A 24,344-nucleotide genomic window follows, 5' to 3' on the forward strand; every position below is an offset into this window, starting at 1 on the left:
ATGCTGGACACTTTACTAATAAATATCGGTCAATTACTAACAATGGATCAAGAAGATGGCTTGTTAAGGCGGGAAGCGATGAACACGCTTCCTGTTATCGAAAACGGTGTGGTTGGAATTGAAAATGATGTAATCACTTTCGTTGGAACAGCGGAAGAAGCGAAAGGACTTCAGGCGAAAGAAGTTATTGATTGCGGCGGGAAAATGGTTTCTCCTGGTCTTGTTGATCCGCATACTCATCTTGTATTTGGTGGATCTCGCGAAAATGAAATCGCACTAAAATTACAAGGAGTTCCGTACTTAGAAATTTTAGAACAAGGCGGAGGTATTCTTTCAACTGTAAATGCAACGAAACAGGCGTCGAAGGAAGAACTTGTTCAAAAAGCGAAATTCCATTTAGACCGTATGCTATCTTTCGGAGTTACTACTGTAGAAGCGAAGAGCGGTTACGGATTAGATGATGAGACGGAATGGAAACAATTAGAGGCAACAGCACAATTACAAAAAGAGCATCCGATCGATTTAGTTTCCACATTTTTAGGTGCTCATGCAGTTCCGAAAGAATATAAAGGTAGATCGAAAGAATTTTTACAATGGATGTTAGACTTATTGCCAGAAATGAAAGAGAAGCAATTAGCGGAGTTCGTTGATATTTTCTGTGAAACAGGTGTGTTCTCTGTCGAAGAATCAAAAGAGTTTTTATTAAAAGCGAAAGAGCTTGGCTTTGATGTGAAAATTCATGCGGATGAAATAGACCCTCTTGGTGGTGCGGAAGCAGCGGCAGAAATTGGTGCAGCATCAGCGGACCATTTAGTTGGCGCTTCTGATAAAGGGATTGAAATGCTTGCAAACTCGAATACAGTAGCAACATTATTACCAGGAACAACTTTCTATTTAAATAAAGAAAGCTTTGCTCGTGGTCGTAAAATGATTGATGAAGGTGTTGCAGTTGCGTTAGCTACAGACTTTAACCCAGGTAGCTGTCCAACTGAAAATATTCAGCTTATTATGAGCATTGCGATGCTAAAACTGAAAATGACACCAGAAGAAGTGTGGAATGCCGTAACGGTTAACTCATCATATGCCATTAACCGTGGTGATGTAGCTGGGAAAATTAGAGTTGGTCGTAAGGCAGATTTAGTTTTATGGGATGCTTATAATTATGCTTACGTACCGTATCATTACGGCGTAAGTCATGTGAATACAGTATGGAAGAATGGTAATATTGCATATACAAGAGGTGAACAATCGTGGAGCACGGCCACTATTTAAAGAAGAATGCAAAGTTTATTGATCGTGAAGTGACAAAATGGAGTGAGATGATTAAAGATTGGGAGGAAGGCGTAGAAATATTCGGTGCTGCCTTAATTGGAGCACCCCTTTCTAAGCCATCTATTAGTCATTCAGGAGCAAGTTTTGCTCCAAAAACAATTCGTGCGATGTTAGATGCATATAGTACGTACGCAATTACAGAAGAACACGATATGAAAGAAAGTGTCTTATATGATTGCGGCGATATCACGATGCATGTGACGGATATAAAAGAAAGTCATAACCGAATTGCGAAAACAGTTGGTCATGTAACGAAAGTAAATCCGAACATGGTACCAATCGTTCTTGGTGGTGACCACTCGATTAGTTTTCCGAGTATAACAGGCTTTACAAACAGTAAAGGAAAGGTCGGGATTATTCAATTTGATGCTCATCATGATTTACGTAATTTAGATGATGGAGGCCCGTCAAATGGTACACCATTCCGTAGTTTATTAGAAAATGATGTCATTACAGGGAAACAACTTGTTCAAATTGGAATTCGTAATTTTTCTAACGCACGTGCGTACCATGAATATGCAATAGAGCATGGCGTAACAGTGTATACAATGAAAGACGTACGAGAGCGAGAAATAAAAGATATTATCACGGAAAGTATTGAAGTATTAAGAAAACAAGGTGTGACTTCTATTTATATTTCTCTTGATATGGATGTACTAGACCAAGCGTTTGCACCAGGTTGTCCAGCAATTGGGCCTGGTGGAATGGATAGTACGACTTTACTAGATGCGATTGAATTCCTTGGTAAAGAACCGCTCGTTCAAGGAATGGATATAGTAGAGATTGATCCAACTCTTGATTTTAGGGATATGACGAGCCGAGTAGCTGCGCAAGTAATTATGAGTTTTCTTTTAGCGAGGGAAACAATTAGTAAGCGGGTTAGTATATAGACGGAAAAGTAGATCTTTATCTATGCATTATCAAAAACACATTACTACTCAAAAGTAGTGATGTGTTTTTATGTTAAAAGAGAATGAATGTGTATGGAACCGTTAATAAAATTGCGGGTTGTTATAGTGTATTGTGTAAATTTAATTTCTTGCTTCTGAAGTGTTGACTTGTAAAATAATTTTATGATAAAATAAAATTTTTGCTAAAAAACTAAAAGTATGTTAAGCTTGAGAAGGTTACCATATATGGAGGTGGATTATTTGTTTCAAATTGGCGATAACATTGTTTATCCAATGCAGGGAGCAGGTATAATTAAAGCCATAGAAGAGAAGGAAATCTCAGGAGAAAAACAACAGTATTATGTTATAAAAATGTCGGCTAGTAATATGGAACTAATGATTCCAGCAGGGAGAATATCGAATTCGAATATACGACCAGTTACGGATATAACCGCATTAGTACACATAATGGATATTTTTCAACATGGGGAGTCAGATAGGTTACTTACGTGGAAACAAAGGTATAAATTGAACACTGATAAAATAAAGACGGGTAAAATGCAAGAAGGTGCTGAAGTTGTGCGTGATTTAATGCGTATACAGAAAGAAAAAGCACTTAATGCAAGCGAAAAGAAGATGTTAGATAACGCATATGAATTTTTGATTAGTGAGCTGGGATTAATTGAAGGTATCACAGAAAATCAGATAAAAAGCTTTTGTTAAGGTTCATTACAAATAATGTATTATATCCCAAAAAAGATCTTGAATTTTTTGGGAACATAATTATAGAAAATTTATCATTTCAAAGACATTCAACTCTTTCACACCACTTTTAGAGCATTACCTCTATTGTTATTACTACAATCAAATCCATTTTTATTTTTTAATTTCATTTATGAATGTTCGAAGTTTAATTGAATACTTCGATAAAATAGTTACTTGATTTTTGCAATCCTGATTCACACTGGCACGGACGAGGAGCCGTAAGGATGAAAGAGAGGTAGGGCTTTCATTGTTTTAGGTATATAAGTTATTATTTTTAGAAGAATACTGAACCATATTCACTTCTATTGATAAGGTATTTTTTATATTAAAGAGATAAATGAATTGACAACCATATATGTTCAACAAAAAAGGTTTCCTTCTAAGGAAACCTTTTTAATATTATTTATAGCATTTTATTTTTTTTATATTCGAATTTTTTATTGTAAAGTCGTAAAAATTGACGTTACTATCTAAAAGTAAGTATGATGCGATTATAGTAAGATTTTTTAGGGGGAAGAAAGATGACAAGTTCAAGTAATAAAGCAGCGAGTATTTATGAAGGAACAAATGTAAACGCTGGGGGATCTTTTGAAAACGTTGAAGAAACAAAGTTGTTTGATCCAATTCAAATTGGAGCTTGGTCTCTTCGTAATCGTATAGCAATGGCACCAATGACAAGATGCTTTGCAGATAATGAGACTGGAGCAGTGGGTGCTGATGTAGTGGAATACTATAGAAAGCGTGCTGCTGACGGAGTTGGATTAATTATTACAGAAGGAATTGTCATTAGTCCAAGAGCGAAAGGGAATCCAGGAGTACCAGGAATTTATACACAAGAACAAATCGATTCTTGGAAACCTGTTACAGAGGCAGTACATAAAGAAGGCGGGACGATTATTGCTCAAATATGGCATGTTGGGCGTATGAGTCATCATGAAATAATTGGTGGCCAAATGCCGCAAGCACCATCTGCTATCGCTGCAGAGGGAAATGTTCCACGTTTTCGTAAACCGTTTGATACGCCAGAAGCAATGACGTTAGAAGAAATACAAGAAGTGATTGGTCAATACGCACAAGCTGCGAAAAATGCAATCGAAGCTGGATTTGATGGAATAGAAATTCACGGTGCACACGGATATTTAATTGATCAATTTACGTATGACTCTGCGAATAAGCGAACAGATAAATATGGCGGTAATTTAAAACAAAGGTTAACGTTTATGAAAGAAGTAACGGCTGCTGTAATAGAAGCTGTTGGAGCTAATAAAACACTTCTTCGCTTCTCTGCTTTCAAAGGTGATAATCCTACTTATATGTGGGAAAATCCTGAGCTTGCAATTGAAACGTTCGTAAATATGTTCAAAGAAGTTGGATTAACGATGATCCATCCTTCAACGATGAATTATACGCAAGAAATTGCTGACGGAAAGAATTTTCATCAACTAGTAAGAAAATATTGGGATGGTACAATTGTTGGGGTTGGTAATTTAAATCCGAAAGAGGCCGAAGAAGCGTTGCAAGAAGGAACGATTGATGTAGTGGCATTCGGCAGACCGTTAATTGCTAATCCAGACTTTGTTCATCGAATTAAACATGCTGAAAGTTTAGTTGAATATGACGCGAAAGAGCATCTTGTTACGTTAGTATGAATAAAGATAAAAGGAGAACACATCGAGTGTTCTCCTTTTATTATGGGATTTTATAGGGGGAAGCGGGATGAGTGAAACGCTACTCGTTATTATTAGTATATTACTATTTTTAATGTTGCTTTTAATCGTCTTTTTTATCATTACATTTTTTATAAAAAAACGAACACATCATTCTATTTTAAAGTTACATCCATACTTAGGAAGAATGCGCTACTTACTGGAAAAGATAGGGCCTGAATTTCGACAATATTGGTTTGATCATGATACGGATGGAAAGCCTTTCTCACGTTATGATTTTCAAAGTGTTATGTTTTTAGCGAAATATCGCTCTGAAATACTTGGTTTTGGATCAAAACGAGATTTTGAAGCTTCTGGCTATTATATTGCTAATACATTATTTCCGATATTGACTGAGGAATTAAGTGTGAATCTCACGCAAGAGCGAGAAGGTAAAAAGTACGTGATTCATAAAGAAGGGTTATTTTCAAGAAGAGAAAAATTGACAGCGGATACAACGAATCTTTGGCTGTACGAAGAAGATGATGCAATTATAGTCGGTGAGAACCGTAAATATCCGTGGAAGCTACATGGTATGTTTGGTGCATCTGCGACTTCTTACGGCGCGATTGGAGAAAATTATATTTTAGCGAGTGGTTTTGGAGCAAAAATGGCAGGCGGATCGTGGATTAATACTGGTGAAGGTGGCGTTATTCCAGAACATTTACATACAGGAGCAAATATCCTTGCGCAAATTGGTCCAGGGTTATTTGGATACCGCGATGAGGACGGTAATTTTTCAATGGGAAAATTCAGGGAGAAAGCAAAAGAAAGTAATATTAGAGCATTCGAATTGAAATTTGGGCAAGGTGCTAAAATACGTGGTGGTCATCTAGAGGGACAAAAAGTAAATGAGAAAATTGCTTCTGTTCGCAACGTCAGAAAGGGAGAGACGATTAATTCACCGAATCGATTTTCATTTTTAAAGAATGCAACGGATACACTTTGTTTTATTCAACAGTTGCAAGAAAGCGGCGGTAAACCAGTTGGAATGAAAATTGTAATTGGTCAGCAGGAGCCTTTGGAAGATTTATTTAAAACGATGAAAGAGTTAAATATCTATCCAGATTTCATTACAATTGATGGTTCAGAAGGTGGATCAGGAGCGACGTATAAATCGATGGCAGATAGTATGGGAATGCCGCTTATTCCAGCGTTACTGACATGTATTGATACAGCGAATCATTATGGTGTTCGGGACAAATTCAAAGTGTTTGCATCGGGGAAATTAATCACACCAGATAAAGTGGCGATTGCTTTAGCGATTGGAGCGGATGCTGTAAGTTCAGCCCGCGGATTTATGATGGCAAGCGGCTGTATTATGGCCCTTCAATGTAATTCTGGCCAATGTCCATCTGGTGTAGCCACGACGAATCCGCATTATCAAAAAGCGTTAGATCCGTATGAGAAGAAGTGGCGAGTCATGAATTATATTATTAGTATGAGATATAGTTTATTTTCATTAGCAGCGGCAGCGGGAGTGAAGAGCCCGCGCCATTTAACTAGAGAGCATATTGTGTTTAAAGACGAGATGGGGAGAGTAGTTCCTCTTTCGGAATTGTTTCCTATAGTAAATCAAATCTAAAAGTATATTTGATATGTAAGATTTTTCAGAGGAATAATCATATTGTTTGGAAAAATTAGGAGTATAATAGGGAAGTGTTTTTAAAAATGACTATTTTTAGGGAGAGATTTACTTGCAGCAAGGTTCGTACAGTATTACAATTTTTTTACTCGTCATAGGGCTCGTTATATTTAGACGCATGCGTTCTATGAATCGACCAATTAAAAATAAAGGAAGACGATTACTATTGCCATTATTCTTCTTATTACCAGGTTTTTCTTTATATGCTGCACCGATACAACTTGTTGGTTGGCAAATTGGTATAGCTGCTGGGATCGGTCTGTTATTGTCAATTCCACTTATTATTTTAAGTGGGTATGAAGTTAGAGAAGATGGCCAAATTTATGCGAAAAAAAGTATCGCTTTTATTGCTACATTTTTAGTTATCGTTCTTTTACGTGCTTATTTTAGAAGACATTTACAAGGTTTAGATACAAAGTCAATTGGCATTCTTTTCTACACTCTTGCGGTTTGTTATATAGTACCCTGGCGTATTGGATGCTATATGAAATTTCGTAAAGTATATGTAGAGAAAGAGAAAATTGAGATGTCAATAAGCTAAAAGTCATACATTTGTATGGCTTTTTCTTTTAAAATTTATCGGGTAAACGAATGAAAATAAGGTGTGAAAAAAACATCGTTTAATTTTCTGAATATTTTTACTTGAATTTCTTGAAAAATCATTGTAATCCACTGGGATAAAGGCGTTTATAAAGGTTTTCACATGTAATGAAAAGTGCTCGTTCACTTGAAAGAACAAAAAATGTTTGTTAAGGTAGGGAACCATAAGCGAATACAAGAAAATAGAAAAAGTCATTTTTCGAAATTTTGAATGGCTTATGGGCTAAGGGAGAGATTTGGTGAAGATTGAAATTATGGTTTCGCTTGCTATTTATATGGCAGGTATGTTGTATATCGGATATTGGTCTTATAAGAAGACATCCGATTTATCAGATTATATGTTAGGCGGAAGAGGACTCGGTCCAGCAGTTACAGCTTTATCAGCTGGTGCTTCTGACATGAGTGGTTGGATGCTAATGGGATTACCTGGTGCGATGTATGCAACAGGATTATCAAGTGTATGGATTGCGATAGGTTTATTAATAGGTGCTTATGCAAACTATTTAATCATTGCCCCGCGTTTACGAACGTATACAGAAGTGGCAAATGATTCAATTACGATTCCAGACTTTTTAGAAAATCGGTTTAAAGATCGTACGAAAATACTTCGTTTTGTCTCCGCTATCGTCATTTTAGTATTTTTCACATTTTATGCGTCGGCTGGTTTAGTTTCAGGTGGACGTTTGTTTGAAAATTCTTTTAACCTTGATTATAAAATTGGTTTATTTGTAACAGTGGGTGTCGTTGTTGCGTATACACTATTTGGTGGTTTTCTAGCCGTAAGTTGGACGGACTTTGTGCAAGGGTGTATTATGTTTATTGCGCTTGTACTAGTGCCAATTGTTGCTTTTACGGATGTCGGTGGTGTAACAGAAACATTCAATACGATTAAGCAAGTTGATGCATCACATTTAGATATGTTTAAAGGGACTACAATACTTGGTATTATTTCATTTTTAGCATGGGGTCTTGGGTATTTTGGTCAACCACATATTATTGTCCGCTTTATGGCAATTACCTCTATTAAAGATTTAAAAACTTCTCGTAGAATCGGTATCGGTTGGATGACGATTTCAATTATAGGTGCAATGCTTACTGGTCTAATTGGTATCGCTTATTATGCTAAAAATAATGCGACATTACAAGATCCAGAAATGGTCTTTGTAACATTCTCAAATATTTTATTCCATCCATACATTACAGGATTTTTATTATCAGCTATTTTGGCTTCGATTATGAGTAGTATTTCCTCACAATTACTTGTTATTTCAAGTGCAGTAACGGAAGACTTTTATAAAACATTTTTCCGTCGTAACGCAAGTGACAGAGAACTTGTATTTATCGGTAGATTATCAGTATTAGTAGTAGCTATGATCGCAGTTGTTTTAGCGTATCATCCAAGTGATACAATTTTAACACTTGTAGGTTATGCCTGGGCTGGATTTGGTTCAGCATTCGGACCAGCTATTTTATTAAGTTTATATTGGAAAAGGACGAATAAGTGGGGCGTTCTTGCAGGTATGATTGTTGGTGCAGTAGTTGTTATAGCATGGGTACAAATTCCAAGTTTAAAAGCGACTATGTATGAAATGGTACCTGGATTCTTCTGTAGTTTATTAACTGTTATCGTTGTAAGTTTATTAACGAAAGAACCCGTTAAGGCAGTTCATCGTGAATTTAATGAGATGGAAGCAGTGCTGGAAGAGGAAACGAAATAATTAGCGAAGAGAGTAAACGAAACTGGCGTTTACTCTCTTTTTATTTAAAATGAAAATACGGAATTCGTTGACAACTAAAAGTAAGTAACTTATAATAAATTTGAGTTCAAGATAATTTATGTTACGAATACAGATTTTAAATAGAGTAAATATTTTTTGAGAATTATCTCGAATTTGAGATGATTTTGATAAAGTAGACATTCAAGTGTGATATTATAATTAATATCTCGAATTCGAGATAAGATTATAATGACGGATTTTACTTTTCAGTATGGACAAAATGAATAATGAATTTTAATGAATAAAAGTTTTTAAAATGAAATAAAAAGGGGCGGAGAAAATGACAAAGAAAACGATGGGAATTCACCACATTACAGCAATCGTAGGACATCCACAAGAAAATGTAGATTTTTATGCTGGTGTATTGGGGTTACGTTTAGTGAAACAAACAGTGAATTTTGATGATCCAGGTACGTACCATCTTTATTTTGGAAATGAAGGAGGAAAGCCTGGAACAATTATTACGTTTTTCCCATGGGCAGGTGCTCGTCAAGGTATTATTGGAGATGGTCAAGTAGGAATTACGTCTTACGTTGTACCAAAAGGTGCAATGGAGTTTTGGGAAAATAGATTAGAAAAATTCGATGTTTCGTATACAAAAATGACTCGTTTTGGAGAACAGTATTTAGAATTTGATGATCCGCATGGTTTGCATATAGAATTAGTTGAAAGAGAAGAAGGCGAATTAAATAATTGGAGTTTTGGAGAAGTTACACCAGAAGTAGCAATTAAAGGGTTTGGAGGTGCTGTTCTTTTATCTGCACAGCCTCAAAAAACAGCTGAATTGTTAGAACATATTATGGGTCTTGAGAAAATTGGAGAAGAGGGTGAATTTGTTCGATTCCGTTCTTCTGCTGACATTGGAAATATTATTGATTTGAAATTATCAACAATCGGTCGTGGCCAAATGGGCGTTGGCACAGTTCATCATATTGCTTGGAGAGCGAGTGACGATGCAGATCAGCTAGACTGGAAAGAGCATATGACTCGTTTTGGATATCACGTAACTCCTGTACAAGACCGAAATTATTTTAACGCGATTTATTTTAGAGAACATGGTGAAATCTTATTTGAAATTGCAACAGATCCTCCTGGTTTCGCTCATGATGAATCGTTAGAGACGATGGGTGAGGAATTAAAGTTACCGGAACAATATGAACAACATAGAAAACAGATTGAACAAACGCTTTTACCATTTGAAGTGAGAAATTTAGATTAAAGTGATTGAAGGGGGAAAAGGATTATGATGAAACATGTTTTTCAAAAAGGAAAAGATACGTCAAAACCAGTGTTGTTATTACTTCATGGCACAGGTGGTAATGAATTAGATTTACTATCACTTGCAGAAATAGTTGATCCGGAAGCGTCGGTATTAAGCGTTAGGGGAAATGTGTTAGAGAATGGGATGCCGCGTTTCTTCCGCCGATTAGCAGAAGGCATTTTTGATGAAGAGGATTTAATTTTCCGTACGAAGGAATTAAATGAATTTTTAGATGAAGCGGCTAAAGAATATAAATTCGATAGAAATAACATTGTAGCTATCGGTTATTCGAATGGGGCAAATATCGCAGCAAGCTTATTATTCCATTACGAAAATGCATTGAAAGGTGCTGTGCTTCATCACCCAATGGTACCAAGAAGAGGAATGCAATTAGCAAATTTAGCAGGGAAATCTGTGTTTATTGCTGCTGGGACAAATGACCCAATTTGTTCATCAGCAGAGTCCGAGGAATTGAAGGTACTATTAGAAAATGCAAACGCGAATGTAACAATACATTGGGAAAATCGAGGGCATCAATTAACGATGGGTGAAGTAGAAAAAGCAAAAGAGTGGTATGACAAAGCATTTTAAAAAAGAAGCATCTGCTAACGATTAGCAGATGCTTCTTTTTTATTTAAGACTGGATTGCAAGATGAGATGAAGAAAGTGGTAGCTCAATATCAACAATCGTACCTTTATTTAATTCGCTTGAAATGTGTAATTTACCATGATGTTCTTCAATTATTTTGTAACACATCATTAATCCTAGTCCTGTGCCTTTTTCTTTTAAACTATAAAAAGGTTCGCCTAGACGGGAGATACGATCTTCTGGAATGCCACAACCTTCATCGATAATTCGTATTAAGATGAAATTATCCTCTAATGGTTTTGTTTGAATGAAAATATTTCCGCCATTTGGCATCGCTTCTATCGCATTTTTTAATATGTTTATAAAAACTTGTTTTAATTGGTTACCGTCACATTGAATATCATATACGTAATCAAAATGATCCATGATGATATGAACGCTATGCATAATTGCAGTCGGTAAAATAAATGTAACTACCTCTTCAATTAAAGTTTGTATGTTACAAGTTTGGATAGATAATACTTGTGGCTTAGACATCGCCATAAATTGACTCGTGATGGATTCCATTTGTGAAATCTCACTTAACATAACATCGATATACCATTTTTGCTCCTCATTTATTTCAGGGAGGAGCAACGTTAGAAAACCTTTTAGAGAAGTGAGTGGATTTCGAATTTCATGGGCAATTCCAGCTGTCAGTTGTCCGACTACTGCGAGCTTCTCAGATTTTCGTAATAACTTTTCAGTTTCTTTTAGCTCAGTAACATCTCTCCCCATCACGATAAGACCTTTGCGAGAACCGTCAGGATGATAAAGCGGGACTTTTGATATACTTAAGATTAGATCGAAATCATCTCTATGTATAATAAATTCCTCGCCATGAAGAATTTGTCTTTGTTGCCATGCTAGTTCATCAATTTCTTCACAATGTAAAAAAGCTTCTCGGTATGCTTCATTATATTGAATGAGTTCGCTATCTTTTTTCCCATGGTAAGGTACATGATGGAAATTGAAGCAAGAAAGTGCGTAGTCATTTGCCTCAAGCCAGCGCCCTTCATGATCTTTAAATATAACAAAGGCAGGCATGGAGTTTACTAATGTACGTAATCTCTTCTCACTTTCTTTTAGCATATTCTCAATTCTTTCTGATTTTTCAAGCGGCTTCATAATAGCATATACGCCAGTAAGACGATTTTGAACAAAAATAGGAACTAGTTTTGTCACAACATCTAATAAGAATCCATTTTTATGATAAATAGATAAGATATACTCTTGTTGATTATCCGCTTCAGTATTCTTTATATTTTGTAATACTTGCTCAGAAATATGGGCTTCTAAAATAGAGGTAATATTTTTCTGTTCTAATTCTAAAGAAGTGTAACCTAATATTCTTTCGGCAGAAGGATTTATATGTAGAATAACTCCTTCTAAATTTAATGAAATAATACTATCAGGATTGTGTTCGAACAGAGATGCGTACATTTCTGTTAATGAACGATCTTGTATATGGTTTCGCAAACGTCTAGAAATGTTCGGATGACGTTTTTTTTGAGTTGGTGAATATTTTTTACGACTCATAATAGTTCCTCCGTACAAATAGCATCTAAAAAGATTTGTCTATTCATAACTATAATATAGATGTAATGTGTATTTCTATAAAAAATGGAAGTTATAGAATAAATTTTGTTTTTTTTATTTTTTGCAAGGTGAATGCAGGATGTTAATAAGGGGAGCTTATATTGTTTTATAAACCTCTTGTAAGTTACAGACGGCTGTTTTCCGTATAACATTAGGGTAGAGGAGGGGGAGAGAAAATGAAAAATTATATTCAAGGGATTAATCACGTGCAAGTAGCTGCACCTGTAGGGTGTGAAGAAGAGGCGCGTGATTTTTATGGGAATACAATTGGTATGGAAGAAATTCCAAAGCCAGAAAAGTTGAAAAAACGAGGTGGATGTTGGTTTAAATGCGGAAATCAAGAAATCCATATTGGTGTGGAGCGGAACTTTACACCAGCTAAAAAGGCTCATCCAGCTTTTTATGTGAATGAAATTAATGAATTTAAGCAAACACTTATAGAGCAAGGTGTTAAAGTGATTGATGATTATGCACGGCCAGATGTAATTCGATTTTACGTGTCAGATCCATTTGGAAACCGAATTGAATTTATGCAAAATAAAGACTAGGTGGATTCCCACCTAGTCTTTAACTTCTTCTGAAAAGTCCTAATACTTCTACAGTTTCTGTAATATTAACGAATGCATTCGGGTCGATTTCAGAAATTGTTAGTTTCATACTTGCTAATTCTTCACGAGAAACGACGGTCATAAGTACACGCTTTTTCTCGCTTGAATAAGCACCTTCGCCATCAAGTAACGTTATTCCACGTACAACAGTTGAAAGAAGTTGTTTTTTCATTTTTTCTGCTTCATTTGTTACAATCATAAGTGTAACTTTACGATGTTTTGTATGAACAGCATCAATTACTTTACCAGTTACATAAATTGAAAGTAAGCTTGTAAGTGCAACATCCCAGGTGAAGAAGAATCCTGCGATTATTACAACGACTGCATTTAAAATAATAAGGAATCCGCCAAGTTTAATGTCTCGCTTGCGGGATAAAAGCATACCGATAATATCAAATCCACCAGTGGATCCATTACAGTTAAAAACAAGACCAATACCAGCTCCGGCGATGACACCTCCGAAGATAGAAGATAACAATGGATCTGTTGCTACGACTTTTACTGGAACGTAGTATAATGCAACAGATAATACAACTACAGAGACAACTGTGTTAAAAATTACTTTTTTTCCAAGACCTATGTACCCTAAAATAAGGATAGGTAAGTTTAATACAAAGTTAATAATGCCTGTGTTTACAGGGGTTACAATTCCTAAAATAATAGCAATTCCGCCAATTCCACTACTTAAAATTTTGTGGGGGATAAGGAAAAGATTAAAGGCAACCGCAATAATAATAGAACCGATAATAACACCAAGGAATCTGACCATTTCTTTCCCGTCCTTCACTGAAAAATTCATATTATTTCAAGATTATATATGATATTGAAAGTTTTGGGTAAAAACAGTTTATTTCGGTAAATTAGATTAATCAAAAGAATTTGAGTATTTTATTATTTGAAAGGGGATACAGTTGTGAAGATAAAAACATATCAACAGAAAAGCCCGTTGAAGCAAGAATGTGAGGATTCTTATTTTTGTAATAAAGAAAAAAAGATTTATGGTGTATGTGACGGTGCAACACCACTTGTCCCGTTTGGTGATGAAAATGGACATAATGGAGCATACATCGCTTCGCATTTATTTGCAAGTTATTTTACTTCATTACGAGAGAATCATAGGTTACGATTTGCAGTTGCAAAAGCAAATGAAGCATTGCAAAGCAAAATGTTGGAATATAAAGTAGATACGAGAAAGAAAGATCATTTGTGGTGTACATGTATTGCGGCAGTTCAAATAGATGGTGAGAAAATTGAATATGCGCAGCTTGGGGACTGTATGATTGTCGCAACTTTTCAAAATGGAACGATGCAAGTATTAACGAAAGACACAGTTAAAGGAATTAGTAACCGAGCAAAAAGGAAGAGGGAAGAAGATCGTAAGAAAGGTTTATCTGTCCCGGAGGAACATGTTTTTCAAGATGTTCGAGAACAGTTAAAGTACAATCGTTATCTTGCAAATATGCCAAATGGTTATTCAGTTGCAAATGGAATGAAAGAAGCGATACATTATTTACAACATGGTGAATTACATATAGATGAAGTGAGTGGAATTTTTATTTGTTCAGACGGGTTATTTCACCCAGATTGGCCACTCGAACAAACAGTTGCATATATAAGAAAGAATAGTATAAACGAATATGTAGCAATCATTGAAGAGCTGGAAGGGGAAAAGAGAATAAGACCAGATGATAAAACGATTATTATGATTGATTTTTAAGAGGAGGCAGTTCAAATGGAAATTAAACGTGTCAATCTAACATTTCAAGATGAATTAGTTCCTTTAGAAAAAGTAAACAAACTGATTATTCACCATACAGCTGAAGATGGATGGGACGTGTATAAAACGCATGAATTTCATCAAACTGTAAAAGGGTGGAGTGGGATTGGTTACAACTATTTTATCGAAGAGGACGGAACTGTAGTGGAAGGACGAGGTTTACATATTGGAGCGCATGCGAAAGATCATAACCGCCATACAATTGGGATATGTATGACGGGAAATTTTGATAAATACGATCCAACTCCTGCACAAGTGAATGCATTATATTCTTTATGTAAAATATTTATGAAGCAATTTGCTATAAAGAAAGAGAATATACTCGGTCATAGGGAGTTAGAAGGAGTTACAAAAAGCTGTCCTGGTAATCGTTTTTCTATGGTAGAGTTAAGGAAGATATTATCTTAAATATAGAGGAGTAACAACGATGATGAATATAAAAATACCAAATGATAAAAAAGAAGAGCTTGTAGCACAAATTCAGCAATTTTTCATGGAAGAAGATTTAGATGAAATTGGACGTTTCCAAGCAGAGCGTTTAATAGAAGAGATGATTAAATTAGTTGGACCATTTGCATACAATCAAGCAATTGGAGATGCAAGAAAGCTTGTAAGTGAGAAATTAACGAATATTGAAGAAGATTTATACGTGTTAGAGAAGAATGAAGGAAAATAAAAAAGAGCCGATGGGCTCTTTTTTATTTTTCTTTCTTATGTTCTTTATATTCATGTACTTTTTCTTTCACATTACCAACTGTATCTTTAGCAGTGCCTTTCACCTTATCCCATTTTCCTTCAGCTTGTAATTTCTTATTGTCAGTTACTTTCCCAACAACTTCTTTTACTTCACCCTTTACCTTATCAATAGCACCTTCTACTTTTTCTTTTAAACCATGATCATGTTTAGTCATACATTTCTCCTCCTTGTAGTTTGATTAGAATTCTCTTTTCATAGTGCAAGTTGAATGATGTATCTAGTAATAGCGTAACAAATATAGTTTGAATATTCAAATGATTAATAGGATAGAAAAGAAAGTGTCATAAAATTGTAATGAGAAGAGAAAGAATGTAAATTACATGTCTTTTGCAGTCCATATTGATTTCGTATAAGCAATTTTCATATGGGCACGTTCCATATTATTTTGACTGCTGCTACCGAACTTTGCTTGTCCAACTACTAAGTTACAGTTGGATTCAATAGCCGTCTCTATTCGTTTTTGAATTAATGCAGTATGACAGCCTTTACGCTGAAATTCTGGCAAAGTAGCAGAAGCAGCTAATGATGCAATCCCATTATTTATATACAGGACACCAATACCCGCAGGAGTGTTTTGAACTTCGGCTATGAAAAAATGCCAGCCAGGTTTATTGTAGAGAATTTCGTTATTTTGATGGACGCCATCTTTTGTAAAGGATGGCATGTTAAATCCGCGTACGTATATGTCTGCAAAAATATGAAATTCATTTTCTTTTAGTTCGCGTACTGAAATGTTAGAAGGAAGAAGGGAAGGGTCTTCTCTCGGTATACTATATAAAGCGGTATGGAAGCTGGATTGGTAAAATCCTCTTTGAGATAAGTATTGAAATAATTTGGCTGTACCTTGAGCGGGTGTAATTTCAAAACGACAAGGGATTTGTAGCGATTGATAATAAGAGACGATTTCATCTATCTCATCTGTATTTGTAAATGTAATACCTTTTACCGTATTAAAAGCTGGACCAGCAATTATTTTTGATGAAAAGGCAGTGGCACTCCCGAACTTTTTCATTTGTACTTGCATTGGATTTTCAGCTAATGCTTGTAATGCTTTTAGTCTAGAAGAGAGCATATGTATTTCTGCGTTTTCAATTTCTGTGGCTATATCGAGTGTTATAACAGTAGTCATAAAATTCCTCCATTAATAAATATATTTCATGGTATATATACGATTTTTGTTTTGAGATTCCTGTTGAAATGTGAGAGAATAAGAGGTTTTTTGGAAGGGAAATGGAAGTGAGCTGTCGAAGGGAGTGGAAACAGATTAAAGGTGGTGCTCTCATGAAACAAAAAGCCGTGCAGGCATGCTCTAATTGTGGTTCTCAAAACATAGGAGAAGGTGAGTTTGTCGGATATGCACAAATACGGAAAAAGGAAACGATGTTCACATCTTCACCGGTGGATGCTTATATTTGTACAGATTGCGGGAATATCCTTCTATTAAAAGTACGACATTATGAAAAGTTTAAGCAGAAGCCGTTATGATTATTGGGAAGTGACTTTATTAGAAAAGTTAATAAGAGTAATATTTTACATATATATGAGTATGCCTCAGATAAAGAGATGAAAACATATACTGTACATGGTTCGTTATATGACACATAAAAATATATAGAAGAAATTGTGAGGCAGTAGGAGGAAGAAAAAACAGCTCCTCTTGGAATATTTCATATTTAAAACTCCTTTAAATGAATAAAGGAGTTTTTTGTTTTTTTTTTTTTTATAACAATAATTACCTTTAATTGTTATAATTGGTTATTAAAAGGTGAAGGTTTATTAACACCATATTTTTAGAAGGAAAATAGCTAAATCGTATACAAAACCGCTATATAACACAATCGCAACCGTAAGTTGACAAAGTGCAACCGCGGGAAGATAGAGATAAAGGCAATGTTTACATACAATTTAGGTAAGAAAACAAAGGGGGACACACATATGGGATTTGGTGAAAAGCTTTTTAAATTAAGAAAGGAAAAGGGCCTTTCTCAAGAAGCATTAGCTGAAAAATTAAACACAACAAGGCAAGCGGTTAGTAAATGGGAAAACGGTCAAGGTTTTCCTGAAACTGAAAAGTTAATAATGATTGGAAATGTATTTGAAGTATCACTTGACTATTTATTAAAAGAAACTGCTGAGCAAAGTAACGAAAAGGAAAATGGTTATTATGTAAGTAAGGAAATGGCAGAAGGGTATGTAGTGTATGGACAAAAAATTTCTAAATATATTGCATTAGGATTTAGCTTGCTTATTTTATCTACAATACCGTACTTATTATTTAAAGAAAATGCAACAATGTCTACGTTTCTTGTCATTATCATTGCAGTGCTTGGGATCGGAGCAATGATGGCACCTGTAACGATAGAAGAGAGTCGATACAATGTATTGAAAAAGGAAGAACTACTATTTGATCAAAACTTTCTAAAAGAATTGACAAAAAGATATGCGACTATTAAGAAGAAGTATGCGTCAGTAGTGATCGTTGGATTTTGTTTTATTGCAGCAGGAGCGATTCCGTTTTTGTTTGAGAAAAAGCATATAACTTCAGGAGAATTAGTGCAGTATTACCCTTATTGTGTTGTACTTATTGCTATCGGAGTTTATCTTTTTGTACGTGTGTTAGGAGTGTTAGAGACGTATCGGATTTTAGTAGAAAATAAGGAATACAGTAATCGTTTTATTTTTAAATTGAAAAAGAAAGTAAGGAAAAAGGTAGATAGTTTATAAAAAATAAAAAACATGTTTCGAATCAATGTATTCAAAACATGTTTTTTATCGTTCTGAATTATTTCCAAAGAAATAATTCAGAAAATACAGAAAAATGTCGTAATCATTTGTAGAAGTCTGTTATAATGAACGAAAAATAAAAACGCTTTAAAGGGGGATATAACCAATATGATGATGAATGTACCGCTAACAATTAGTTCTATGATGGAAAGAGCAGAAAAACTGTTTTCAAAGAAAGAAATTGTTTCACGGACACATGATACAGTTACGACGTTAACGTATAAGCAGTTAGGTGAAAGGACGAGAAGGCTTTCTAGTGCGTTAAAAAAATTAGGAATTAAAGAAGGCGAGCGTATAGGAACGTTAGCGTGGAATCATCATCGACATGTGGAAGCTTATTTTGCTATTCCTGGTATTGCTTCTGTTTTGCACACAATTAATATTCGTTTATCTCCTCAACATATTTCATACATTATTCAGCACGCAGAAGATCACATTCTACTTATAGATGAAGATCTCGTACCACTCGTTGAAAATATTCAATCACAATTATCAACTGTACAAGCCTACATTATTATGACTGATAAAGATGAACTTCCAAATACTACGCTAGAACCTGTATATCATTATGAAAAACTATTAGAAGAAGGCGATCCAAATTTCCAATTTGTAAAAGATATTGATGAAAATACACCTGCTGGTATGTGTTATACGTCAGCGACTACAGGGAATCCAAAAGGTGTTGTATATACGCATCGTAGTACTGTACTGCATTGTATGGCACTCGGTTTAGCGGATACAGCTGCTTTATCGGAAAGTGATGCGGCGATGGCAATTGTACCGATGTTCCATGTGAACGCTTGGGGACTTCCTTTTGCAGCTACTTGGTTTGGAACTAAACAAGTTCTGCCAGGACCAATGTTTACTCCAAAAATTTTATTAGAGATGATCCAAGCTGAAAAAGTAACGATAGCAGCAGGTGTGCCGACAATCTGGCTCGGTGTATTACAAGAATTAGAAAATAATAGTTACGATTTATCTAGTATAACGAGAATATTATGCGGTGGTGCTGCTGCACCGAAAAGCGTTATTAAAGCATTTGAACAAAAATATAATGTTCCTTTCGTACATGCATATGGTATGACTGAAACAAGCCCACTCGTAACACTTGCACGTTTAAAAAGTTATGAAACAGAATTATCATATGAAGAGCAATTAGAAATCCGCTCAAAACAAGGATATCTTGTCCCTGGTGTAGAGATGAAAGTAGTCGGTACAAACGGTGAAGTGAAGTGGGATGGTACTGAGATGGGAGAGTTATGTTTACGAGCACCTTGGATTGCTGAAAGCTATTATAACGATGATCGTACTGTCGAAGGATTCCGAGACGGTTGGTTATATACTGGTGATGTTGTTACAGTTGACGAGGAAGGCTGCGTGAAAATTGTTGATCGTACGAAAGATGTTATTAAAAGCGGGGGAGAATGGATTTCCTCAGTTGACCTTGAAAATGCTTTAATGGCACATGATGCTATATTTGAAGCGGCCGTTGTTGCAGTTCCACACCCGCAGTGGCAAGAGCGTCCAGTTGCCTGCGTTGTACAAAAGGCAAATAGCACTGTTACAAAAGAAGAACTATATGAATTTTTAAAACCACAGTTTGCAAAGTGGTGGTTACCAGACGATATTGTATTTATGCAGGAAATTCCGAAAACATCTGTTGGGAAGTTTTTAAAACAGGCGCTTCGGAAAGAACTTGAGCATTTGCATAAGGAGAAATAATTGAAAAAATAATTGTAAACCTATATTTAAAATAAGTTGACAAATACTAAATAGAAAGATAATATAACTCCTATAATATGTTATCTAAAAATCGTTTTAAGTTTACAAATAGGAGAAGCAAATATGAATACAAAAAACTTAGTTTTCGTCGCTTTATTTAGTTCTATTATGGGAGTGTTAGGGTTAATACCTCCAATTGCTCTTGCTATTACACCAGTTCCGATTACATTACAATCACTCGGTGTTATGCTTGCTGGTGGATTGTTAGGATCACGTCTTGGTGCGTTAAGTCAGCTTATTTTCTTACTTATTGTTGGAGTTGGGGCACCATTACTTGCAGGTGGACGAGGTGGTCCAGGTATATTTGTTGGGCCAAGCGCAGGATATTTACTTGGTTATATTGTAGGAGCATTTGTTATTGGTTATTTAATTGAGCGTTTACGTGAAGTTTCTATTATAAAAGTATTATGCATTAATATAATTGGTGGTATTTTCGTAGTTTATGTATTTGGTATCATTGTACAAGCATTCGTAATGGATATTTCTATATGGCAGACGATGAAAGTGAGTGTCGTATTTTTACCAGGTGATTGCATAAAAGCGATTATAGCAGCAATTCTTGTAACGAAATTACATCGTTCATTGAAACATATTATTACGCCTGCTCTAAAGAGTGGGAAATATACAAATGCGGGATAAGAAAGAGAAGAAACACGTTCATTGCGTGTTTCTTTTTATTATTTTGTAAAGAAAGGACGTCTCAAATGGGGATTACAAAAGAATATAAAAAGTATGCCTCTTTACTATCAAGTAAAATAGCAATAAAGGAAAATGATCGAGTATTAACATATAAAGAGTGGTTTGAGTCAGTATGTAAAGTAGCAAACTGGTTGAATGAAAAAGAATCGAAGAATAAAACGATAGCAATTGTATTAGAAAATAGTATGGAGTTTTTACAACTATTTGCTGGGGCTGCGATGTCTGGATGGGTTTGTGTGCCGTTAGATATAAAGTGGAAAGAGGATGAGCTCAAAGAAAGAATTGCAATTAGTAATCCGGATGTGATTGTGACAGAGCGATATAAGGTAAATGATCTACCGGATGAAGAAGGAAGAGTAATTGAAATTGATGAGTGGAAAAGAATGATAGAGAACTATCTTCCTACATATAATCCTGTAGAAAGTTTACAAAATGCTCCTTTTTATATGGGATTTACATCAGGATCAACAGGAACAGCAAAAGCATTTTTACGTGCACAACAATCGTGGGTTCATAGTTTTGATTGTAATGTACATGACTTTCATATGAAAAGGGAGGATTCGATTTTAATAGCTGGGACGCTCGTTCATTCTCTTTTCTTATACGGGGCAATAAGTGCATTATATGTAGGACAAACGGTGTACATTATGAGAAAGTTCATTCCAAATCAAGTACTAGATAAGTTAGAAACTGAAAATATATCAGTTATGTATACAGTTCCGACAATGCTTGAATCTTTATATAAAGAAAATAGAGTAATAGAAAATAAAGTGAAAATTATTTCGTCAGGAGCGAAATGGGAAGCTGAAGCGAAAGAAAAAATAAAGAATATATTTCCTTATGCGAAAAGATATGAATTTTATGGTGCATCAGAGTTAAGTTTTGTAACAGCACTAGTCGATGCAGAAAGCGAAAGAAGGCCAAATTCAGTAGGAAAACCTTGTCATAATGTGCAAGTTCGAATATGTAATGAAGCAGGCGAAGAAGTACAAAAAGGTGAAATAGGAACTGTTTATGTGAAAAGTGATCAGTTTTTTATGGGATACATAATAGATGGGGTTTTAACACGGGAGTTGAATGCAGAAGGCTGGATGACAGTGCGAGATGTAGGCTATGAAGATGAAGAAGGCTTTATATATATTGTTGGTAGAGAGAAGAATATGATTTTATTTGGAGGAATCAATATTTATCCAGAAGAAATAGAAAGTGTATTACATGAACACCCAGCTGTTGATGAAATAGTTGTAATTGGTGTGAAAGATAGTTACTGGGGTGAAAAGCCCCTCGCGATCGTAAAAGGAAGTGCTACGAAACAACAATTAAAGAGTTTTTGCTTACAGAGATTATCCTCTTTTAAAATACCGAAAGAATGGCATTTTGTAGATGGAATACCTTATACAAATAGTGGGAAAATCGCTCATATGGAAGCAAAAAGTATGATTGAAAACCGGGAGAAAATATATGAATAGAGCAGTTATTGTAGAGGCGAAAAGAACACCTATCGGTAAGAAGAATGGGATGTTAAAAGAGTATGAAGTTCAGCAATTAGTAACGCCGCTTCTTACGTTTTTAAGTAAAGGGATTGAGAGAGAAATAGACGATGTCATGTTAGGGAATATTGTGGGGCCAGGAGGGAATATTGCGAGACTATCTGCTTTAGAGGCGGGACTTGGCTATCATATTCCTGGTGTAACGATTGATCGGCAATGTGGTGCTGGTTTAGAAGCAATTCGAACTGCGTGTCATCTCATTCAAGGCGGGGCAGGTAAGTGTTATATCGCCGGGGGAGTAGAGAGTACAAGTACGTCACCTTTTCAAAAAAGAGCACGATTTTCACCTGAAACAATTGGTGATCCTGACATGGGAGTAGCGGCTGAATATGTTGCGGAGCGTTATAACATAACGAGAGAAATGCAAGACGAGTATGCTTGTCTTAGTTATAAGCGGACACTGCAAGCGTTAGAAAAAGGATATATACATGATGAAATATTTTCTTTTAATGGATTATTAGATGAATCTATAAAGCTAGAAATGAATTATGAACGAATCATTAAAAGAACAAAGCCCGCATTTTTACAAAATGGAACAGTAACGGCAGGTAATTCGTGCGGTGTAAATGATGGAGCATGTGCCGTTCTTGTAATGGAAGAGGGACAAGCCCGAAAGTTAGGTTATAAACCTGTCCTTCGTTTCGTTCGTAGTGCTGTAGTGGGAGTGGATCCCAAGCTTCCAGGGACTGGTCCGATATTTGCGGTGAACAAATTATTAAACGAAATGAATGTAAAAGTAGAGGACATCGATTATTTTGAAATAAATGAAGCATTCGCCTCAAAAGTTGTTGCTTGCGCAAAAGAGTTACAAATTCCGTACGAAAAAGTAAATGTAAATGGTGGAGCAATTGCGCTCGGTCATCCGTACGGTGCATCTGGTGCTATGCTTGTAACACGTTTGTTTTATCAGGCACAAAGAGAGTCTATGAAATATGGAATTGCTACATTAGGAATTGGAGGCGGGATAGGGATTGCGCTATTATTTGAGAAAGTAGAAGACTAGCGAGGTAACTAGTTTTCTACTTTTTGAGGAACATAAATATTGCTACCAGGCTTCGCTTTCATTTCGTTCCAAGCAGCAATCGCATCAGCTTTTGCTTTCCCTTTATTATTTGGATCTTCGAAAAAGTCACGAGTAAAGCGATTGTATTCAAATTGTGCACCGATAGTTGTTTTGTATGTAGGGTCTTTTTTTCGTTCGTTTTCTTCATGCCAAAAAGCTACCGCGTCTTCATATGTTTTTCCAACATTCTCTTTGAAAAATTTTTGAAGAGCTACTGTAAAGCGGAAGTTTGTTCCGATTTTTTCTTTGAAAAAAGCACGAACATCTTCGCTACAGCGGTGATTGTTAGTAATAATCGTTTGAAGAGAAAGGTCTTTATAAGAGAGGGAAGCTTTACGCACTTTTTGCCCAGAGCTGTTTTTTAAGACTTTCCCCGTAGTTAAATAATGTGAGATACAATCGGTTATTTCAATCTTAGAGCCGCTAGCTGGCAACCCATTCTCACGACAAAATGTTTGGAGTTCTGCTTTTAACCAATAATAGTTTTGGAAATCTTCAAGTGATATAGACTTTGTTAAAGGTGGACGCATGAATGTAACAACTACTTTCTTCCATAATTTTCTTCAATTATAAAACGTACGTTCTTTTTATGGAAGGGGTAATTTGTAAATATAATGGGAAGAGGAGATTACATATGGAAAATGTAATGCAAGTTCGTGTTACGGGAATTTTAATTGAAGGTGAAAAATTATTGCTAGTAAAGCAAAAAGTTGCTAATAGGAATTGGTCTTTACCTGGAGGAAGAGTGGAGAATGGTGAAATGTTAGAAGAGGCGATGATTAGAGAAATGAGAGAAGAAACGGGATTAGAAGTTAAAATTAAGAAGCTACTCTATGTTTGTGATAAACCGGATGCCAGTCTATCTTTATTACATATTACATTTCTACTTGAAAAGCTTACAGGGGAAATTATGTTACCCTCTAATGAATTTGATCATAATCCAATTCATGATGTGCAAATGGTACCGATTAAAGATTTAAGTCAATATGGTTTTTCGGAAACTTTTATCACTCTTATAAGTGAAGGTTTTGCAAGTGCAGGGAGTTATCAAGGCTTGAAACAAAATATTGGTTTGTAAGTATAGAGTAAGGATAGCTGTTAGCTATCCTTACTAAAAATG

At 35.5% G+C, this 24,344-nt stretch carries 25 protein-coding genes; 20 read left to right on the forward strand and 5 right to left on the reverse strand.

What is annotated here, in order from left to right:
• From hutI to MHI28_RS29020, 9 genes are all read left to right on the forward strand, one after another.
• Positions 1–1,272, forward strand: coding sequence for an imidazolonepropionase (gene hutI / locus MHI28_RS28980; protein WP_000887549.1), 1,272 nt, complete (start codon positions 1–3; stop codon positions 1,270–1,272).
• Positions 1,251–2,222, forward strand: a complete 972-nt coding sequence (gene hutG / locus MHI28_RS28985) for a formimidoylglutamase (protein WP_000399844.1) — start codon at positions 1,251–1,253, stop codon at positions 2,220–2,222. The genes hutI and hutG overlap by 22 nt, the downstream gene beginning before the upstream one ends.
• 261 nt (positions 2,223–2,483) lie before the next feature.
• Entirely contained in the window at positions 2,484–2,945 is a 462-nt protein-coding gene (locus tag MHI28_RS28990; protein WP_170264802.1) for a CarD family transcriptional regulator, read from the forward strand.
• A gap of 563 nt (positions 2,946–3,508) precedes the next feature.
• Positions 3,509–4,636, forward strand: a complete 1,128-nt coding sequence (locus MHI28_RS28995) for an alkene reductase (RefSeq protein WP_000204594.1) — start codon at positions 3,509–3,511, stop codon at positions 4,634–4,636.
• Between the two features lie 67 nt (positions 4,637–4,703).
• Positions 4,704–6,278, forward strand: coding sequence for an FMN-binding glutamate synthase family protein (locus tag MHI28_RS29000; protein WP_000005159.1), 1,575 nt, complete (start codon positions 4,704–4,706; stop codon positions 6,276–6,278).
• A gap of 112 nt (positions 6,279–6,390) precedes the next feature.
• Positions 6,391–6,879 carry a CcdC protein domain-containing protein gene (locus MHI28_RS29005; protein WP_086413658.1) on the forward strand — a complete coding sequence of 163 codons (489 nt, stop codon included), beginning with the start codon at positions 6,391–6,393 and terminating at the stop codon, positions 6,877–6,879.
• Between the two features lie 298 nt (positions 6,880–7,177).
• The gene (gene putP / locus MHI28_RS29010) at positions 7,178–8,656 is read left to right on the forward strand and encodes a sodium/proline symporter PutP (protein WP_000687593.1); all 1,479 of its coding nucleotides are present in this window, start codon (positions 7,178–7,180) and stop codon (positions 8,654–8,656) included.
• 340 nt (positions 8,657–8,996) lie between these two features.
• Positions 8,997–9,935, forward strand: a complete 939-nt coding sequence (locus tag MHI28_RS29015) for a ring-cleaving dioxygenase (RefSeq protein WP_000163260.1) — start codon at positions 8,997–8,999, stop codon at positions 9,933–9,935.
• A gap of 24 nt (positions 9,936–9,959) precedes the next feature.
• On the forward strand, positions 9,960–10,568 hold the full coding sequence (locus tag MHI28_RS29020; protein WP_000975496.1) for an alpha/beta hydrolase: 609 nt from the start codon (positions 9,960–9,962) through the stop codon (positions 10,566–10,568).
• Between the two features lie 43 nt (positions 10,569–10,611).
• Here MHI28_RS29020 and MHI28_RS29025 read toward each other — a convergent pair whose 3' ends face one another.
• Positions 10,612–12,144 (reverse strand): BA3702 family sensor histidine kinase, encoded by a 1,533-nt coding sequence (locus MHI28_RS29025; protein WP_000087650.1) that lies wholly within the window; start codon positions 12,142–12,144, stop codon positions 10,612–10,614.
• 236 nt (positions 12,145–12,380) lie between these two features.
• Between MHI28_RS29025 and MHI28_RS29030 the strand changes: the two genes are divergently transcribed.
• Positions 12,381–12,752 carry a VOC family protein gene (locus MHI28_RS29030; RefSeq protein WP_000800779.1) on the forward strand — a complete coding sequence of 124 codons (372 nt, stop codon included), beginning with the start codon at positions 12,381–12,383 and terminating at the stop codon, positions 12,750–12,752.
• Positions 12,753–12,771: 19 nt separating this feature from the next.
• On the opposite strand, the gene MHI28_RS29035 is transcribed toward MHI28_RS29030, so the two are convergent.
• On the reverse strand, positions 12,772–13,581 hold the full coding sequence (locus MHI28_RS29035; RefSeq protein WP_000251344.1) for a YitT family protein: 810 nt from the start codon (positions 13,579–13,581) through the stop codon (positions 12,772–12,774).
• A gap of 126 nt (positions 13,582–13,707) precedes the next feature.
• Here MHI28_RS29035 and MHI28_RS29040 point away from each other — a divergent pair, with 126 nt between their 5' ends.
• The 3 genes from MHI28_RS29040 to MHI28_RS29050 are packed head-to-tail and all read left to right on the forward strand — an operon-like array spanning position 13,708 to position 15,265.
• The gene (locus MHI28_RS29040; RefSeq protein ID WP_002162635.1) at positions 13,708–14,529 is read left to right on the forward strand and encodes a protein phosphatase 2C domain-containing protein; all 822 of its coding nucleotides are present in this window, start codon (positions 13,708–13,710) and stop codon (positions 14,527–14,529) included.
• Between the two features lie 15 nt (positions 14,530–14,544).
• Positions 14,545–14,997, forward strand: coding sequence for a peptidoglycan recognition protein family protein (locus MHI28_RS29045; protein ID WP_000403998.1), 453 nt, complete (start codon positions 14,545–14,547; stop codon positions 14,995–14,997).
• Positions 14,998–15,016: 19 nt separating this feature from the next.
• A complete protein-coding gene (locus MHI28_RS29050) occupies positions 15,017–15,265 on the forward strand; it encodes a DUF2164 domain-containing protein (RefSeq protein WP_000981064.1) in 249 nt (82 codons plus the stop codon).
• Positions 15,266–15,287: 22 nt separating this feature from the next.
• Here the strand turns inward: MHI28_RS29050 and MHI28_RS29055 are convergent, their stop codons facing one another.
• Both MHI28_RS29055 and MHI28_RS29060 read right to left on the reverse strand, forming a co-directional pair.
• On the reverse strand, positions 15,288–15,500 hold the full coding sequence (locus MHI28_RS29055) for a CsbD family protein (RefSeq protein ID WP_000160410.1): 213 nt from the start codon (positions 15,498–15,500) through the stop codon (positions 15,288–15,290).
• A 162-nt stretch (positions 15,501–15,662) separates the two neighbouring features.
• A complete protein-coding gene (locus MHI28_RS29060; RefSeq protein WP_000214258.1) occupies positions 15,663–16,475 on the reverse strand; it encodes a GNAT family N-acetyltransferase in 813 nt (270 codons plus the stop codon).
• A gap of 101 nt (positions 16,476–16,576) precedes the next feature.
• Here MHI28_RS29060 and MHI28_RS29065 point away from each other — a divergent pair, with 101 nt between their 5' ends.
• From MHI28_RS29065 to MHI28_RS29090, 6 genes are all read left to right on the forward strand, one after another.
• Complete coding sequence (locus tag MHI28_RS29065; RefSeq protein WP_003260719.1) at positions 16,577–16,831, forward strand: hypothetical protein; 255 nt, start codon at positions 16,577–16,579, stop codon at positions 16,829–16,831.
• 450 nt (positions 16,832–17,281) lie between these two features.
• Complete coding sequence (locus tag MHI28_RS29070; protein WP_000505609.1) at positions 17,282–18,070, forward strand: helix-turn-helix domain-containing protein; 789 nt, start codon at positions 17,282–17,284, stop codon at positions 18,068–18,070.
• Between the two features lie 168 nt (positions 18,071–18,238).
• Positions 18,239–19,852 carry a long-chain fatty acid--CoA ligase gene (locus tag MHI28_RS29075; RefSeq protein WP_042595448.1) on the forward strand — a complete coding sequence of 538 codons (1,614 nt, stop codon included), beginning with the start codon at positions 18,239–18,241 and terminating at the stop codon, positions 19,850–19,852.
• Positions 19,853–19,975: 123 nt separating this feature from the next.
• Positions 19,976–20,551 (forward strand): biotin transporter BioY, encoded by a 576-nt coding sequence (locus tag MHI28_RS29080; protein ID WP_001093320.1) that lies wholly within the window; start codon positions 19,976–19,978, stop codon positions 20,549–20,551.
• Between the two features lie 65 nt (positions 20,552–20,616).
• Positions 20,617–22,080, forward strand: coding sequence for an acyl-CoA synthetase (locus MHI28_RS29085; RefSeq protein WP_086413657.1), 1,464 nt, complete (start codon positions 20,617–20,619; stop codon positions 22,078–22,080).
• Positions 22,073–23,164, forward strand: a complete 1,092-nt coding sequence (locus tag MHI28_RS29090; protein ID WP_001078011.1) for an acetyl-CoA C-acyltransferase — start codon at positions 22,073–22,075, stop codon at positions 23,162–23,164. The genes MHI28_RS29085 and MHI28_RS29090 overlap by 8 nt, the downstream gene beginning before the upstream one ends.
• Before the next feature lie 8 nt (positions 23,165–23,172).
• On the opposite strand, the gene MHI28_RS29095 is transcribed toward MHI28_RS29090, so the two are convergent.
• Positions 23,173–23,754 (reverse strand): DUF6434 domain-containing protein, encoded by a 582-nt coding sequence (locus MHI28_RS29095; protein WP_001247749.1) that lies wholly within the window; start codon positions 23,752–23,754, stop codon positions 23,173–23,175.
• 104 nt (positions 23,755–23,858) lie between these two features.
• Here MHI28_RS29095 and MHI28_RS29100 point away from each other — a divergent pair, with 104 nt between their 5' ends.
• Entirely contained in the window at positions 23,859–24,302 is a 444-nt protein-coding gene (locus MHI28_RS29100) for an NUDIX hydrolase (RefSeq protein WP_000432582.1), read from the forward strand.
• The last annotated feature ends 42 nt before the right edge of the window (positions 24,303–24,344 follow it).

Source organism: Bacillus sp. FSL K6-0268 (assembly GCF_038005425.1).
In the GTDB taxonomy this organism is placed as follows: domain Bacteria; phylum Bacillota; class Bacilli; order Bacillales; family Bacillaceae_G; genus Bacillus_A; species Bacillus_A thuringiensis_S.

What these genes read in the sequence shown, in the direction of transcription:
- MHI28_RS29100 (WP_000432582.1), top strand. Translation starts at nt 23,859, where the DNA reads ATGGAAAATGTAATGCAAGTTCGTGTTACGGGAATTTTAATTGAAGGT.
- MHI28_RS29030 (WP_000800779.1), top strand. Translation starts at nt 12,381, where the DNA reads ATGAAAAATTATATTCAAGGGATTAATCACGTGCAAGTAGCTGCACCT.
- MHI28_RS28995 (WP_000204594.1), top strand. Translation starts at nt 3,509, where the DNA reads ATGACAAGTTCAAGTAATAAAGCAGCGAGTATTTATGAAGGAACAAAT.
- MHI28_RS29055 (WP_000160410.1), bottom strand. Translation starts at nt 15,500, where the DNA reads ATGACTAAACATGATCATGGTTTAAAAGAAAAAGTAGAAGGTGCTATT.
- MHI28_RS29050 (WP_000981064.1), top strand. Translation starts at nt 15,017, where the DNA reads ATGATGAATATAAAAATACCAAATGATAAAAAAGAAGAGCTTGTAGCA.
- hutI (WP_000887549.1), top strand. Translation starts at nt 1, where the DNA reads ATGCTGGACACTTTACTAATAAATATCGGTCAATTACTAACAATGGAT.
- MHI28_RS29060 (WP_000214258.1), bottom strand. Translation starts at nt 16,475, where the DNA reads ATGACTACTGTTATAACACTCGATATAGCCACAGAAATTGAAAACGCA.
- MHI28_RS29020 (WP_000975496.1), top strand. Translation starts at nt 9,960, where the DNA reads ATGATGAAACATGTTTTTCAAAAAGGAAAAGATACGTCAAAACCAGTG.
- MHI28_RS29085 (WP_086413657.1), top strand. Translation starts at nt 20,617, where the DNA reads ATGGGGATTACAAAAGAATATAAAAAGTATGCCTCTTTACTATCAAGT.
- MHI28_RS29070 (WP_000505609.1), top strand. Translation starts at nt 17,282, where the DNA reads ATGGGATTTGGTGAAAAGCTTTTTAAATTAAGAAAGGAAAAGGGCCTT.
- MHI28_RS29090 (WP_001078011.1), top strand. Translation starts at nt 22,073, where the DNA reads ATGAATAGAGCAGTTATTGTAGAGGCGAAAAGAACACCTATCGGTAAG.
- MHI28_RS29045 (WP_000403998.1), top strand. Translation starts at nt 14,545, where the DNA reads ATGGAAATTAAACGTGTCAATCTAACATTTCAAGATGAATTAGTTCCT.
- MHI28_RS29080 (WP_001093320.1), top strand. Translation starts at nt 19,976, where the DNA reads ATGAATACAAAAAACTTAGTTTTCGTCGCTTTATTTAGTTCTATTATG.
- MHI28_RS29065 (WP_003260719.1), top strand. Translation starts at nt 16,577, where the DNA reads ATGGAAGTGAGCTGTCGAAGGGAGTGGAAACAGATTAAAGGTGGTGCT.
- MHI28_RS29095 (WP_001247749.1), bottom strand. Translation starts at nt 23,754, where the DNA reads ATGCGTCCACCTTTAACAAAGTCTATATCACTTGAAGATTTCCAAAAC.
- MHI28_RS29035 (WP_000251344.1), bottom strand. Translation starts at nt 13,581, where the DNA reads ATGGTCAGATTCCTTGGTGTTATTATCGGTTCTATTATTATTGCGGTT.
- MHI28_RS29075 (WP_042595448.1), top strand. Translation starts at nt 18,239, where the DNA reads ATGATGATGAATGTACCGCTAACAATTAGTTCTATGATGGAAAGAGCA.
- MHI28_RS29000 (WP_000005159.1), top strand. Translation starts at nt 4,704, where the DNA reads ATGAGTGAAACGCTACTCGTTATTATTAGTATATTACTATTTTTAATG.
- MHI28_RS29015 (WP_000163260.1), top strand. Translation starts at nt 8,997, where the DNA reads ATGACAAAGAAAACGATGGGAATTCACCACATTACAGCAATCGTAGGA.
- MHI28_RS29025 (WP_000087650.1), bottom strand. Translation starts at nt 12,144, where the DNA reads ATGAGTCGTAAAAAATATTCACCAACTCAAAAAAAACGTCATCCGAAC.